The 14,067-nt window shown below is 71.5% G+C and carries 13 protein-coding genes and 1 pseudogene; 8 read left to right on the top strand and 6 right to left on the bottom strand.

Features of this window, described 5'->3' with window-relative positions; translation table 11 throughout:
• The first annotated feature begins 43 nt into the window (after window positions 1–43).
• The 3 genes from C6N31_RS15210 (at window position 44) to C6N31_RS15200 (ending at window position 3,567) form a co-directional block, all read left to right on the top strand.
• Window positions 44–1,666, top strand: a complete 1,623-nt coding sequence (locus C6N31_RS15210; protein ID WP_232485222.1) for a sensor histidine kinase — start codon at window positions 44–46, stop codon at window positions 1,664–1,666.
• Window positions 1,663–2,412 (top strand): response regulator, encoded by a 750-nt coding sequence (locus tag C6N31_RS15205; RefSeq protein ID WP_164293406.1) that lies wholly within the window; start codon window positions 1,663–1,665, stop codon window positions 2,410–2,412. The genes C6N31_RS15210 and C6N31_RS15205 overlap by 4 nt, the downstream gene beginning before the upstream one ends.
• Window positions 2,413–2,538: 126 nt before the next feature.
• The gene (locus C6N31_RS15200) at window positions 2,539–3,567 is read left to right on the top strand and encodes a chitinase (protein ID WP_138357111.1); all 1,029 of its coding nucleotides are present in this window, start codon (window positions 2,539–2,541) and stop codon (window positions 3,565–3,567) included.
• Between the two features lie 79 nt (window positions 3,568–3,646).
• Here the strand turns inward: C6N31_RS15200 and C6N31_RS15195 are convergent, their stop codons facing one another.
• Together C6N31_RS15195 and C6N31_RS45165 are read right to left on the bottom strand one after the other, a co-directional pair.
• On the bottom strand, window positions 3,647–4,120 hold the full coding sequence (locus C6N31_RS15195) for a hypothetical protein (RefSeq protein WP_138357112.1): 474 nt from the start codon (window positions 4,118–4,120) through the stop codon (window positions 3,647–3,649).
• Between the two features lie 68 nt (window positions 4,121–4,188).
• A complete protein-coding gene (locus tag C6N31_RS45165; RefSeq protein ID WP_269285177.1) occupies window positions 4,189–4,473 on the bottom strand; it encodes a response regulator transcription factor in 285 nt (94 codons plus the stop codon).
• Window positions 4,474–4,657: 184 nt separating this feature from the next.
• Here C6N31_RS45165 and C6N31_RS15185 point away from each other — a divergent pair, with 184 nt between their 5' ends.
• The gene (locus tag C6N31_RS15185; protein ID WP_198357683.1) at window positions 4,658–5,581 is read left to right on the top strand and encodes an NADP-dependent oxidoreductase; all 924 of its coding nucleotides are present in this window, start codon (window positions 4,658–4,660) and stop codon (window positions 5,579–5,581) included.
• 61 nt (window positions 5,582–5,642) lie between these two features.
• Here the strand turns inward: C6N31_RS15185 and C6N31_RS15180 are convergent, their stop codons facing one another.
• The 3 genes from C6N31_RS15180 to C6N31_RS15170 are packed head-to-tail and all read right to left on the bottom strand — an operon-like array spanning window position 5,643 to window position 8,202.
• Window positions 5,643–6,668: an ATP-dependent 6-phosphofructokinase gene (locus C6N31_RS15180; protein ID WP_164293403.1), complete on the bottom strand. Its 1,026-nt coding sequence runs from the start codon at window positions 6,666–6,668 to the stop codon at window positions 5,643–5,645.
• A 38-nt stretch (window positions 6,669–6,706) separates the two neighbouring features.
• The gene (locus tag C6N31_RS15175; RefSeq protein WP_164607134.1) at window positions 6,707–7,726 is read right to left on the bottom strand and encodes a 2-hydroxyacid dehydrogenase; all 1,020 of its coding nucleotides are present in this window, start codon (window positions 7,724–7,726) and stop codon (window positions 6,707–6,709) included.
• A 26-nt stretch (window positions 7,727–7,752) separates the two neighbouring features.
• A complete protein-coding gene (locus C6N31_RS15170) occupies window positions 7,753–8,202 on the bottom strand; it encodes a radical SAM protein (protein ID WP_368860180.1) in 450 nt (149 codons plus the stop codon).
• 51 nt (window positions 8,203–8,253) lie between these two features.
• Between C6N31_RS15170 and C6N31_RS45160 the strand changes: the two genes are divergently transcribed.
• Window positions 8,254–8,376, top strand: coding sequence for a hypothetical protein (locus C6N31_RS45160; protein WP_269770778.1), 123 nt, complete (start codon window positions 8,254–8,256; stop codon window positions 8,374–8,376).
• Between the two features lie 170 nt (window positions 8,377–8,546).
• Here C6N31_RS45160 and C6N31_RS45550 read toward each other — a convergent pair.
• Window positions 8,547–8,642, bottom strand: a pseudogene (locus C6N31_RS45550) (hypothetical protein); the annotation flags it as partial.
• 529 nt (window positions 8,643–9,171) lie between these two features.
• On the opposite strand from C6N31_RS45550, the gene pta reads away from it, so the two are divergent.
• From pta to pyk, 3 genes are all read left to right on the top strand, one after another.
• A complete protein-coding gene (gene pta, locus C6N31_RS15160) occupies window positions 9,172–11,283 on the top strand; it encodes a phosphate acetyltransferase (RefSeq protein WP_138357117.1) in 2,112 nt (703 codons plus the stop codon).
• Window positions 11,280–12,461 carry an acetate kinase gene (locus tag C6N31_RS15155; protein ID WP_198357682.1) on the top strand — a complete coding sequence of 394 codons (1,182 nt, stop codon included), beginning with the start codon at window positions 11,280–11,282 and terminating at the stop codon, window positions 12,459–12,461. The genes pta and C6N31_RS15155 overlap by 4 nt, the downstream gene beginning before the upstream one ends.
• 67 nt (window positions 12,462–12,528) lie before the next feature.
• Window positions 12,529–13,959, top strand: coding sequence for a pyruvate kinase (pyk, locus tag C6N31_RS15150; protein WP_138357119.1), 1,431 nt, complete (start codon window positions 12,529–12,531; stop codon window positions 13,957–13,959).
• Window positions 13,960–14,067: the final 108 nt, after the last annotated feature.

Below are 14,067 nucleotides of genomic sequence, written 5' to 3'. Positions count from 1 at the left end.
TTGCGTTCATTGAGTTCTCGGTAGGGCGTGCAGACTGTGGGGCATGCCGATGATCCGGCGCGCTCCCTCGCGTCCCCGCAGCCTCGCCGGCCAGCTGTTCGCCATGCAGGTGGTGATCGTGGCCGTCGTCGTCGCGGGGTGCGCGGTGCTGGCCTACGTCCAGGCGCACAGCCGGGCCGAGGACGGGGCGGACGGCCGGGTGCGGGCGGCGGCCGCGTCGATCGCCGACTCCCCCACCGTCCGGCAGGCCGCCCTCGCGGCGCCCGGCACCGATCCGAGCACGGTGCTCCAGCCGTACGCGCAGCGGGTGGTCGCCGACGCCGGCGTGGACTTCGTGACGATCATGGCGCCTGACGGCATCCGCTGGACCCACCCCGACCCGCAGCGGATCGGCGAGCCGTTCCTCGGCCACACCGCGCGGGCCCTGCGCGGCGAGACCTTCACCGAGACGTACACCGGCACGCTCGGCCCGTCGGTGCGGGTCGTGGCACCGGTGCGCGACGGGCCCGGCGGCCGGGTCATCGCGCTGGTCAGCGTCGGCATCAAGGTGGACGCGATCAGCCACGAGGTGCGCGGCCAGCTGACCGTACTGATCGCCGTCGCGGCCGCCGCGCTCGCGATCGGCGGCCTCGGCACGTACCTCGCCAACGCCCGGCTGCGCCGCCACACGCACGGCATGGCCGCCACCGAACTGAGCCGGATGTACGACTACCACCAGGCGACCCTGCACGCGGTGCGCGAGGGGCTGATCCTGCTCGGCGCCGACCGCCGGGTGCTGCTCTGCAACGACGCGGCCCGCGAACTGCTCGGTCTCACCGGCGAGGTCGTCGGCGGCTACGTGGACGGCCTCGGGCTGCCCGCGTCGCTCACCGGCGCGCTGCTCGCGGCCGAGCCCCGCGTCGACGAGGTGCATCTCACCGCCGAGCGGGTCGTGGTCGTCAACACCTCACCGGTGCTCGGCGGGGAGCGCCGGGGCACCGTCGTCACCCTGCGGGACCACACCGATCTGCAGGTGCTGACCGGCGAGCTGGACTCGGTGCGGGGCTTCGCCGAGGCGCTGCGCTCCCAGGCGCACGAGGCCTCCAACCGGCTGCACACCGTGGTCTCGCTGATCGAACTGGGCCGCGCGGACGAGGCGGTGGACTTCGCCACCGCTGAACTGGAGCTGGCGCAGGCCCTCACCGACCAGGTCGTCGGCGCCGTCGGTGAACCGGTGCTCGCCGCGCTGCTGCTGGGCAAGGCGGCCGAGGCCAACGAGCGCGGGGTCGAGCTGACCGTCACCGAGGACAGCCGGATCGACGACGGCGTCCTGCCCGACGGATTCGCGGCGCGCGACCTCGTGACAATCCTGGGCAATCTTGTCGACAATGCCCTGGACGCCGCTGTCGAGGGCACCGGCCGGCCGAAGGTCGCGGTCACCGCGCGGACCGAAGGGAACGAATTGCTGCTGAAGGTCACCGACACCGGGCGCGGTGTGGACCCCCAGGTGCTGCGCGAGGTGTTCCAGCGCGGCTGGACGACGAAGAGCGAGGGGCGCGGGCTCGGCCTGGCCCTGGTCGAGCAGGCCGCACGGCGCGGCGGCGGCACGGTCGAGTTGGGGCAGGACGACCGGGGCGGTGCGGTGTTCACCGTCCGCATGCCGCTGCAGCGGGAGGCACGGACATGAGCGACATCGCGCACACCGGACAGAAGACCGTGCACAGCCCCGGCACCAGCCGGGTCCTGGTGGTCGAGGACGATCCGATCGCCGCCGCGGCGCACGGGCTGTATGTCGAGCGGGTGGCCGGCTTCACGGTCGTCGGCACGGTGCACTCCGGCGGGGACGCGCTCCGCTTCTTCCGCCAGCACCCGGTGGACCTGGTGCTGCTCGACCTCCATCTGCCGGACGGGCACGGTCTGCAGGTCGTCCAGGCGATGCGGGCGGCCGGTCACACCGCCGACGTCATCGCGGTGACGTCCGCCCGCGACCTCGGGGTGGTGCGGCAGGCGGTGTCCGCCGGCGTCGTGCAGTACCTGCTCAAGCCGTTCACGTTCCCCACCCTGCGCGACCGCCTCGACCGGTGGGCCCGGTTCCGCCGTGAGCTGGCCGGGGGCGAGGCCTCGGGGCAGGACGAGGTGGACCGGGCGCTGGCGTCGCTGCGCAGCCCGGAGTCACCGGTGCTGCCGAAGGGGCTCAGCGCCCCGACGCTGGAGGCGGTCACGGCAGCGCTGCGCGAGGCGGTGAGCGGGATCTCGGCGAACGCGGCGGCCGCGGCCGTCGGTGTCTCGCGGATCACCGCCCGGCGCTATCTGGAACATCTGGTGGACACCGGGCGCGCGGTGCGCAGCCCGCAGTACGGGCAGGTGGGGCGGCCGGAGCTCAGCTACCGCTGGTCCGCGGGGCCCGGCCGGGACGGCCGTACCGGCGGCTGAACGGCTCTTCTTCCCATGGCAATAGGAAACTTTCCTAACCAATCTCTTGTCGCAGGCATGCAGGACCACTAGCGTTCACGCAGCATTCCCAGAGCCAACTCCCGTACACGCTAGGAGTTCTCCCCCATGCTCGTCTTCCCGCACTCCCGCCGCGGCCGCATCGCGCTGGCCGCGACCGTAGGGCTCGCCGCGGCGTCCGCGCTCGGCGCGACCGCCCAGGCCACCACCCCCACCGCCGCGAAGGCCGCCCCGCAGGCCGCCGCCGCTCTCCCCAGCGGCATCGCGGCCCCGTACCTGTACCTCGGCTGGGGCACCCCGCCGTCCGCGACGTCCGTCATGTCGGCCACCGGCATCAAGCAGTTCACGATGGCCTTCATGCTCTCCGACGGCGGCTGTAATCCCAAGTGGGACGGGAGCCGCGCGCTCACCGGAGGCACCGACGCGTCGACGATCAACGCGATCCGCAACGCGGGCGGCGATGTCACCGTCTCCTTCGGCGGCTGGAGCGGCAACAAGCTCGAAGAGAAGTGCACCTCGGCCTCCGCACTGGCCGGCGCGTACCAGAAGGCGATCACCGCCTACAAGCTGAAGTCCATCGACATCGACATCGAGGCTTCGGCGGTCGAGAACTCCACGGTCCGCAAGCGCACCGTGGACGCCCTGAAGATCATCAAGACCAACAACAGCGACGTGAAGGTGTACATCACCTTCGGAACCACCCCCACGGGGCCCGACTCCAACGGCAAGGACCTGATCAAGAAGGGCGCCGCAGCCGGGCTGAACGCGGACGGCTGGGCGGTCATGCCGTTCGACTACGACCAGGGCGCCGTCGACATGGCGGCCACCACCAAGTCCGCGGTCGACGGTCTGAAGAACGCCGTCGCCAGCGCTTACGGGCTCTCCTCGGACGCGGCCTACCGCAAGGTCGGCTTCTCCTCGATGAACGGCATCACCGACAGCGCCGGCGAGAAGGTCACCCTCGCCAACTTCAAGTCGATGGTCTCCTACGCGACCAGCCACCACCTGGCCCGCGTCAGCTTCTGGTCCGTCAACCGCGACCGCAAGTGCGGTTCCGGCACCGACGCGGACGCCTGCAGCGGAATCAGCCAGAACAACTGGGACTTCACCAAGGCGCTCGCGGTCTACACCGGCTGAGACCGGCTGACACCGCACCTGTCGCACGGATGGATTCCGCGCCCCGGCCCGCAGCCCCGAGCTGTCGCCCGGGGCGCGGTCATGCGCTGCCGGAGAACGCCCCGCCGAACCGCCGGCAGCCGCGCGCCACCACGTGCGCGACACCGGCCGCGGCCAGCGCCGGGACGAGCAGCATCGGCAGCCCGGGGCCGCCGGAGAAGAACTGCTCGACGGCGCCCTCGGAGGTGAACGCGTCGACGGTGCCCAGCTCCAGCAGGACCACCACCGCGGCGGCGGAGGACGGCGCCGTCCCCGGGGCGAACGCCCAGCGCGGCGGCAGACAGACCAGCAGCCCGCCGGCCAGACCGCCCGAGACCGCTCCGAGCGCGCCACCGACGATCGGCCCGAGGGCGAGATAGGTGTACTGCCCGTACTCGGTGAGTTCGAAGAGAGTGCCGCCCAGCGCGCCGCCGAGCAGACCCGCGGCCGCCAGGCAGCAGAACAGCGTCCACCGCCAGTCGCCCGCGCCGTGACCGGAGCCGTAGCCGGGCGCCTCGTCCGCTGTCGTCGCCACGCGGGGCACCTTCCCTCATCCGCCGCCGTCGTCGGATGGATCAGACTGCACCGCCGGTGCCCACCGGATCAAGTACATGGTCCGTTCGGGGTACTTCTGGTGAATCGCCCCTCAAGCCGCCGCAATGTCCCCCCGGAACGGGCCAGCGCCGCGGCCTCGCCGCGGGTGTCGACATCGAGTTTGTTCAGGATGTTCGCGACGTGGAACTTCACCGTGGACTCGCTGATGTGCAGGTCCTCGGCGATGGCCCGGTTGCGGTGTCCCCGTACGAGATGTGGGTCGGCAGGGTCTGGCCGAGCGGGGCCTGGACGACTTCCAGGGCCACGGTCAGAGCGTGTTCCGGTTCGTTCCAGCCGCTGGATTCCATAGCGTCAACGGAACTGGGCGCGCTGCGGCTACGGCCTGGCTTTTCGGACAGCTGGGACTGTCCGAAAGGCGGGGCGGGTTTCCGGGACGCGCGGGCCAGGCTGTGAACACCACGACGAGGCCGGGCCGGAACGGTTCGGTGCTGTCCACCACTTTGAGGAGTGCGTTCCCATGACGAAGGCCATTGCGTTCGCGGCGTACGGCGACGCCGACGTCCTGCAGCCCACCGACATCGAGGTGCCCGCTCCCGGACCGGGCCAGGTGCGGCTGACCGTGCACGCCGCCGGCGTGAACCCGCTCGACTGCAAGATCCGCAGCGGCGCGGTCTCCGCCGTCTTCCCGGTGGAACTGCCGCACGTACCCGGTCTGGAGGCGTCCGGCACCGTGGAGGCGGTCGGCGAGGGCGTCACCGGCCTGGCGGTCGGCGACGAGGTCTTCGGCCCGGTCGCCGGCGCCTACGCCGAGCAGCTGGTGGTCGACGCCGGCCGGCTGGCGGTCAAGCCCGCCTCGCTGTCCTGGGCCGAGGCCGCGGCGCTGCCCGTCGCCGCCGAGACCGCCTGGCGCACCCTGGAACTGCTGGACGTGAAAGCGGGCGAGACCCTGCTGATCCACGCCGCGGCCGGCGGCGTCGGCACGCTGGCCGTGCAGTTCGCGGTGGCCCGCGGCGTCCGGGTCATCGGCACGGCGAGCGAGGCGAACCACGAGTACCTGCGCTCGCTGGGCGCCGTTCCCGTGACATACGGCGACGGCCTGGCCGAGCGGGTCCGCGCCGTGTCCGGCGGCCCCGTCGACGCCGTCCTGGACGCGGCGGGCCGGGACGTGCTGGGCGTCTCGGTGGAGCTGGCCGGCGGCCCGGAGCGGGTGGTGACCATCGCCGACGCGATGCACGCCCCCGCCCACCAGGTGCGCTTCTCCAGCGGCGGCCCCGGCCAGGACCGCACCGAGGGGGCGCTGGCCGGTGCGCTGGCCCTGCACGCGGAGGGTTCGCTGCAGGTGAGCATCGCCCGCACGTACCCGCTGACGGACGCCGCCGAGGCGCACCGCGCCAGCGAGCACGGCCACCACACCGGGAAGATCGTCCTCACCATCGGCTGAACCACCGCCCTGGAACGGGCCCTGGAAGCGGTCCCGGCGAAGCGGCCAGGGAACGGCCGGGTCAGAACACCGACTCGGCCTCGTCCATCCGCTCGTCCGGGACCCGCTTCAGCTCCACCACCGCGTCCGCGAGCGGCACCATCTCGATCTGGGTGCCGCGCAGCGCGGTCATGTGCCCGAAGGCGCCCTTGTGGACGCCTTCGACGGCGTGCCAGCCGAAGCGGTTGGCCAGCACCCGGTCGTAGGCGGTCGGGACGCCCCCGCGCTGCACGTGGCCGAGGATGACGGGACGCGCCTCCTTGCCGAGGCGCTCCTCCAGTTCGACGGCGAGCCGGGTGCCGATGCCGGCGAACCGCTCGTGCCCGAACTTGTCGACCTCGCCGACGCCGTAGTCCATGGTGCCCTCGGCGGGGTGGGCGCCCTCGGCCACGCAGATGACGGCGAACCTCTTGCCGCGGGCGAAGCGCTCCTCGACCATCGCGACCAGGTCGGCGGGGTCGAACGGCCGCTCCGGGATGCAGATGCCGTGCGCGCCGCCCGCCATACCGGACTCCAGGGCGATCCAGCCGGCGTGCCGGCCCATGACCTCGACGACCATGACGCGCTGGTGCGATTCGGCGGTGGTCTTCAAACGGTCGATGGCCTCGGTGGCGACCATGACGGCGGTGTCGAAGCCGAAGGTGCGGTCGGTGGCCGAGATGTCGTTGTCGATGGTCTTCGGCACGCCGACGACCGGCATTCCGGCGTCCGACAGCATCTTGGCGGCGGTCAGGGTGCCTTCGCCGCCGATCGGGATGAGGGCGTCGATGCCGTACTGGCGGCACAGCTCCTCGGCGTTGTCCGCGGCCTCGCGCAGCCGGCCGCGCTCCAGGCGCGCGGAGCCGAGGATGGTGCCGCCGCGGGCCAGGATGCCGCTGACCGAGTTGAGGCCGAGCGGGCGGTAGCGGCCTTCGAGCAGCCCGACGAAGCCGTCCTCGAAGCCGATGACCTCGTCGCCGTGCCCGGTGAGCGCGCGGTGCACGACCGATCGGATCACGGCGTTGAGGCCGGGGCAGTCGCCGCCTGCGGTGAGGACTCCGATACGCATGGGCTGGTCTCTCCTGGATGGTTTCGGGGCCTGGGGTGTCACGGGGCGGGGGCCGGGCTCGCCGGGCGTTTCGGGACCAGGGTGCCGGCACCGACCCGGCCGGCCAGGAAGTCGTCGACGTTGCGGACCGTGGCCTCGACGATCTGGTCGAGCGCGTCCACGGTGTAGTAGGCCTGGTGCGAGGTGATCAGGACGTTGGAGAAGGTGAGCAGGCGGGCCAGCGTGTCGTCCGTCATGATCTCCAACGACTTGTCGAAGAAGAAGACGCCGGCCTCCTCCTCGTAGACGTCCAGGCCCACGCCGTCGAGCCGGCCGGCTCGCAGCGTCTCGACCAGGGCCGCGGAGTCGATGAGCCCGCCGCGGCTGGAGTTGATGAGGATCGCGTCGTCCTTCATCCGGGCCAGCGCGTGCGCGCCGACGAGGTGGTGGGTGTCGGGAAGCAGCGGTACATGCAGGGAGATCAGGTCGGACTCGGTGAGCAGCACGTCCAGTTCGACATACTCCATGCCCAGCTCGACACAGGCTGGATCGGGTACGACGTCCCAGCCCAGCAGCTTCATCCCGAAGCCGTGCGCGATCCTCGTGAACGCCGCGCCGATCTTGCCGGTGCCGACGACGCCGACCGTACGGCCCCGGAAGTCCCGGCCGAGCAGGCCGTCGAGGCGGAAGTCGAAGTCGCGGGTGCGGGTGGCGGCGCGGACGATCCGGCGGTTGAGGGCAGTGGCCAGCGTCCAGGCGAATTCGGCCACCGAGTACGGGGAGTAGTAGGCGACGCGGGCGACGGTGAGGCCGAGGCGTTCGGCCGCGTCCAGGTCGATGTTGTTGAATCCGGTGGACCGCTGGGCGATCAGCTTGGTGCCGCCCTCGGCGAGCACCTCCAGGACGTCGGCGTCCAGCTGCGCGTTCACACTGGTGCTGACGATCTCGTAGCCTGCGGCGAGCGGCACGGTGTCGATGGTCAGGAAGGTCTCCAGACAGCGCAGCTGGTAGCGGGCGGCGAAATCCCGCTCCAGCAGGGGCCGCTCGTCCTTCTGCACTCCGGTCGCCAGGATCTCCACCGACACTCCTCTCTCATCACCTTATTTCACCCTATGGGAACCGTGCGGAGATGCGTACCACCTCGCATCCCCGCTTCCGCCGGCCCGTGGGGCGAAGGTCGGACCATGTGCAGGCCGTGCGCCCGGAGCTGGGCCCGTACCCGGTCCATGACCTGCGGATCCGGCGACGGGGTGGCGGCCGGCGGGAACCTCTTGCCGAGCGCCTCGTACGTTCCCGCACCGGGCTTGTGGAAGGGCAAAGCGTCCACCCGGGTGACGTTCGGCAGGCCGCCGGCGAAGGCGGCCACGCCCTCGACGTCGGCCTCGCCGTCCGTCAGTCCCGGTACCACGACGAAGCGCACCCGGACCTCCTTGCCGAGCGTCTCCAGCCGGCGGGCGAGGTCCAGGGCCGGCCGCAGCTCGCGCCCGGTGAGCTCCCGGTACAGCCCCGGTTCCCAGGACTTGATGTCCAGCAGGACGAGGTCGGTGTCGGCCACCAGCGCGTCGTGGGCCCGGCTGCCCAGGAAGCCGGAGGTGTCCAGGGCGGTGTGCAGGCCGAGTTCGTGCCGGAAGCGGTGCAGCAGCTCACCGGTGAAGACCGGTTGCAGCCGCGGTTCGCCGCCGCTGACGGTGGCGCCGCCGCCAGCGGCGGGGATGAACGGGGTGAATGAACGAGGCGGCCTTCTCGACGATCTCGTCGGCGGGGGTGCGGGTACCGCCGCGCATCGGCATGGTGTCCGGGTTGTGGCAGTACAGGCGGCTCAGCGGACAGCCGGCGAGGCTTGGGCATGATCGCGGGCTTGAGCGGGGCGTCGGTCCGCAGCCCGACGATCAGGTCGAGGTCCTCGTCGATGCAGCCGGGGGCGAACGCGTCGATGGCGGAGGGCGTCCGCACGTCCACGTCGTGGATGCCGCGGGCGATCTCCTGCGGGAGCATCCCCAGCACCCGGTGCCAGACTTCACCCGGTGCCAGACCTTCTCGGTACGCTCGGTCGGACCAGCCAGGAAGGAGCCGTCGCCCTCGTGGGGCGTGCAGTTCGACCGGATGACGTCACGGACGTCGACGGCGTCCCGCCACAGTCCGCCCCTGAAGCCCTCCCAGGGCGCGGGGGGCTGTGTCCCGGGTGCCCGGGCGGCTGCCTTCTCCGGCTGCGTCGCGGTCATGTCCGACTCACCTGTCCTTGCACTGGAGCTGTTCCGCTGGTGGACTTTTCCAGTCTCCTCCCGGTGTTTTCGCTGGTGAGCAGGCGAATGGCATCGTGGGGAGGGTCGAAGGGCACCTCCGCGCGGGCCCTGTGCCGGCAAGCGACGGCACCAGCGTCGCGTTAGCGTCTTGGAGTAGGTACGAACGGGAGAGCGGCCGCACCGGGAACGGAGCGCGGCACGAAGAGAGCAGTGGCGGGAAGCAGTGGTGAGCCGGCAGCGATGAGCAGCAACCCAGCGCGACGATGGATCGGAGAACGCGCGTGACGCGCAGCGTCTATGTAACGGGGATCGGCCGCGGCGACGGCCGCCAGGTGGTCGAACTGGGGGTGATGGAGCTCCTGACCCGCCAGGTCGACCGGGTGGGGGTGTTCCGGCCGCTGATGCACGACGGGCCCGACCGGCTGTTCGATCTGCTGCGCAGCCGCTACCGGCTGTCCCAGGACCCGTCCACGGTCTACGGCATGGGGTACGCGGAGGCGGCGGCCCTCCAGGCCGAGCAGGGGCGCGACGCGCTGACCGCCCGGCTGGTGGACCGGTTCCACGAGGTCGCCCGGGAGTACGAGGCGGTGCTGATTCTCGGCTCCGACTTCGCGGAAACGAATCTTCCGGCGGAGCTGGGCATCAACGCCCGGCTCGCCAACGAATGCGGCGCCTCCGTGCTGCCGGTGATCGGCGGCATCGACCAGACGGCCGAATCGGTGGTCGCCGAGGTCCGCAACGCCTACCTCGCCTACACCAACCTCGGCTGCGACGTCATCGCCATGGTCGCCAACCGCGTCGGCCCGGCGGAGGCGGACGAGGCCGGCCGCCGGCTCGCCCGCCGGCCCGAGGTGCCCGTCTACGTCATCCCCGAGGAGCCCGCGCTGTCGGCGCCCACCGTGGCGCAGATCGTCGAGGCACTCGGCGCGGACGTCCTGCTCGGCGATGACGCCGGGCTCTCCCGCGACGCGCTGGACTTCGTCTTCGGCGGCGCGATGCTGCCGGCCTTCCTGCCCGCGCTGACCCCCGGCTGTCTGGTGGTCACCCCCGGGGACCGCGCCGACCTCATCATCGGCTCGCTCGCCGCGCACTCGGCCGGTGCCCCGCCGATCGCGGGCGTGCTGCTCACCCTCGACGAGCGGCCGGGCCCGGACATCCTGGCGCTGGCGGCGCGGCTCGCGCCCGGCACCCCGGTGATCGCGGTCGCGGCCGGCAGCTTCCCCACCGCCGCCGAGCTGTTCGCGCTGGACGGCAAGCTCGGCGCGGGCACCCCGCGCAAGGCGGAGACCGCGCTCGGGCTGTTCGAAACCCACGTGGACACCGCCGAGTTGACGGAGCGGCTGTCGGTCGCGCGCAGCGAGCGCGTCACCCCGATGATGTTCGAGCACACCCTGATCGAACGGGCCCGCTCCCAGCGCCGCCGCATCGTGCTGCCGGAGGGCGCGGAGGAGCGCATCCTGCGCGCCGCCGAGGTGCTGCTGCGGCGCGGAGTGTGCGACCTGATCCTGCTCGGCGACGAGGACGCGGTCCGCAAGAAGGCCGCCGACCTGGGCATCTCCCTCGACCAGCCGGGCGTCACCGTCGTCGACCCGCAGACCTCACCGCTGCGGGAGCGGTTCGCCGAGCAGTACGCGAAGCTGCGCGCCCACAAGGGCGTCTCCTACGAGCTGGCCTACGACGTCGTCGCCGACGTCTCGTACTTCGGCACCCTGATGGTGCAGGAGGGCCTGGCCGACGGGATGGTGTCGGGCGCGGTGCACTCCACCGCGGCCACCATCCGCCCGGCCTTCGAGATCATCAAGACCGCGCCGGGCGCGGCGATCGTCAGCTCGGTGTTCTTCATGTGCCTGGCCGACAAGGTCCTCGTCTACGGCGACTGCGCCGTCAACCCGGACCCGGACGCCGAGCAGCTGGCTGACATCGCCATCCAGGCGGCGGCAACCGCCGCCCAGTTCGGTGTGCAGCCGCGGATCGCGATGCTGTCGTACTCCACCGGAACCTCGGGCTCCGGCGCGGACGTCGACAAGGTCCGCAAGGCCACCGAGCTGGTGCGCGAGCGCCGCCCCGACCTGGCCGTCGACGGTCCGATCCAGTACGACGCGGCCGTCGAACCGTCGGTCGCGGCCACCAAGATGCCGGACTCGGCGGTGGCTGGCCAGGCCACCGTGCTGGTCTTCCCCGACCTCAACACCGGCAACAACACCTACAAGGCCGTCCAGCGGTCGGCCGGCGCGGTCGCGGTCGGTCCGGTGCTGCAGGGCCTGCGCAAGCCGGTCAACGACCTGTCGCGCGGTGCTCTGGTCCAGGACATCGTGAACACGGTCGCCATCACGGCCATCCAGGCGCAGGGCGAATCCCCGGCGCGGCAGCAGGGCGAAGGAGACACCCAGTGAGCAGCCCCGCAGGACCGGCCGGCAGCCCCTCCCGCGTCCTCGTCCTCAATTCCGGCTCGTCCTCCGTCAAGTACCAGCTGCTGGACATGGCCGCCGGTCCCGGCGCGGACAGCCGGCTCGCCGCCGGGCTGGTCGAGCGGATCGGCGAGGGCGAGGTCGCCGACCACGACGCCGCCCTGCACATCATCGCCGCCGAGCTGGACGGGCAGGGCCTCGGCCTGGACTCCCCCGAGCTGGCGGCGGTCGGCCACCGCGTCGTGCACGGCGGTACCCGCTTCACCGAGCCGACGCTGATCACCGACGAGGTCGTCGCGGCGATCGAGAAGCTGGTGCCGCTCGCCCCGCTGCACAACCCGGCGAACATCACCGGCATCAAGGTCGCCCGCGAGCTGCGCCCGGACCTGCCGCAGGTCGCGGTCTTCGACACCGCGTTCCACTCGACGATCCCCGAGCACGCCGCCCGGTACGCGATCGACACCGGGACGGCGGACCGTTACGAGATCCGCCGCTACGGCTTCCACGGCACCTCGCACGCGTTCGTCTCGCGCGCCGCAGCGGAGCTGCTCGGCAAGGAGTCGTCCCAGGTCAACGTCATCGTGCTGCATCTGGGGAACGGCGCCTCCGCCTCCGCGGTGGCGGGCGGAACCTGCGTGGAGACCTCGATGGGGCTGACGCCGCTGGAGGGTCTGGTCATGGGCACCCGTTCGGGCGATCTCGACCCGGCGGTAGTCTTCCACCTGGCGCGCGTAGGTGGAATGACGGTGGACGAGATCGACACCCTGCTCAACAAACGCAGTGGCTTGCTCGGCCTGTGCGGTGACAACGACATGCGCGAGATCGGACGCCGCATGGCCGAGGGCGACAAGGCCGCCCGGCTGGCGTTCGACATCTACATCCACCGCCTGCGCAAATACATCGGCGCGTACACCGCCGTGCTGGGCCGGGTGGACGCCATCGCCTTCACCGCCGGGGTCGGGGAGAACTCCGCCGCGGTGCGCGAAGCGGCCCTGCAGGGCCTGGAGACCCTCGGTATCGAGGTCGACGCCGTGGGCAACGCCGTCCGCGGCCATGCCGCGCGGCTGATCTCCACGGACACCAGCAGAGTCGCGGTGGCCGTGATCCCCACCGACGAAGAGCTCGAGATCGCCCGTGCCACCTATGCGCTCGCCCAACGCTGACCTCGCTTCATACCCACGACGCCCCAGGAATATTCCGGAGCGGAACAAACCCGATAGGATTGCGCCCATGCGCCGAGCAAAGATTGTTTGCACCCTGGGACCCGCCGTCGACTCCTACGACCAGCTGAAGACGCTGGCCGAGGCCGGCATGAACGTGGCCCGTTTCAACTTCAGCCACGGAACTCACGCCGAGCACGAGGAGCGCTATCAGCGCGTGCGCAAGGTCGCCGAGGAGACCGGCCGTGCGATCGGCGTCCTCGCCGACCTGCAGGGCCCCAAGATCCGGCTGGCCAAGTTCGCCGACGGACCCGTCGAGCTGGTCTCGGGTGACGAGTTCACCATCACCGCCGAGGACGTCCCCGGCGACAAGACCATCTGCGGCACCACGTACAAGGGCCTGCCCGGCGATGTCAGCAAGGGCGACCCGATCCTGATCAACGACGGCAACGTCGCCCTGCGGGTCATCCAGGTCGAGGGCCCCCGGGTGCGGTGTCTGGTCGTCGAGGGCGGAGTGATCTCCGACCACAAGGGCATCAACCTTCCCGGCGCGGCCGTGAACGTCCCGGCGCTGTCCGAGAAGGACATCGAGGACCTGCGCTTCGCGCTGGCGATGGGCGTCGACATGGTCGCCCTGTCGTTCGTCCGCGACGCCTCGGACGTCAAGGACGTCCACCGCGTCATGGACGAGGAGGGCCGCCGGGTCCCCGTCATCGCCAAGGTGGAGAAGCCGCAGGCGGTCGAGAACATGGAGGCCGTGGTCATGGCCTTCGACGCGGTCATGGTCGCCCGTGGCGACCTCGCCGTGGAGTACCCGCTGGAGCGGGTGCCGGTCGTCCAGAAGCAGCTCATCGAGCTCTGCCGCCGCAACGCCAAGCCGGTGATCGTCGCGACCCAGATGATGGAGTCGATGATCACCAACTCGCGCCCGACGCGCGCCGAGGCCTCCGACGTCGCCAACGCGATCCTCGACGGCGCGGACGCGGTCATGCTCTCCGCCGAGTCCTCCGTGGGCAAGTACCCGATCGACACGGTCAAGACGATGTCCCGCATCGTCGAAGCCGCCGAGGAGGAGCTGCTCAAGCGCGGCCTGCAGCCGCTGGCGCCCGGCAAGAAGCCGCGCACCCAGGGCGGCGCCGTGGCCCGCGCCGCGGCCGAGCTGGCCGACTTCCTGGACGCCAAGACCCTGGTCGCGTTCACCCAGTCCGGCGACACCGCCCGCCGGCTGGCCCGCTACCGCGTCCCGGCCCCGGTGCTGGCGTTCACCACCGACCCCTCGACCCGCAACCAGCTCGCGCTGACCTGGGGCGTCGAGACGTACGTGGTCCCGTACGTCGACAACACCGACGCCATGGTGGACGTCGTCGACACCGAGATGCTCAAGCTCAAGGAGTACAACGCGGGTGACACCGTGATCATCACCGCCGGTTCGCCCCCCGGCGTCCCCGGCAACACCAACATGGTCCGGGTGCACCACCTGGGCGACGACATCCGCAAGTAGCCGCCCGGCACGCGACGCCGCCGCACACGGCGTCGCGGCACGGAGGTCGTGGCACGGAAGGTCGTGGCACGGAAGGTCGTGGCACGGAAGGTCGTGGCACGCAATGCG

This window comes from Streptomyces fildesensis, assembly GCF_016107395.1.
Classification (GTDB): domain Bacteria; phylum Actinomycetota; class Actinomycetes; order Streptomycetales; family Streptomycetaceae; genus Actinacidiphila; species Actinacidiphila fildesensis.
Note: the sequence above shows the minus strand (reverse complement) of the source record. Positions and strands in the feature narration are given on the sequence as shown.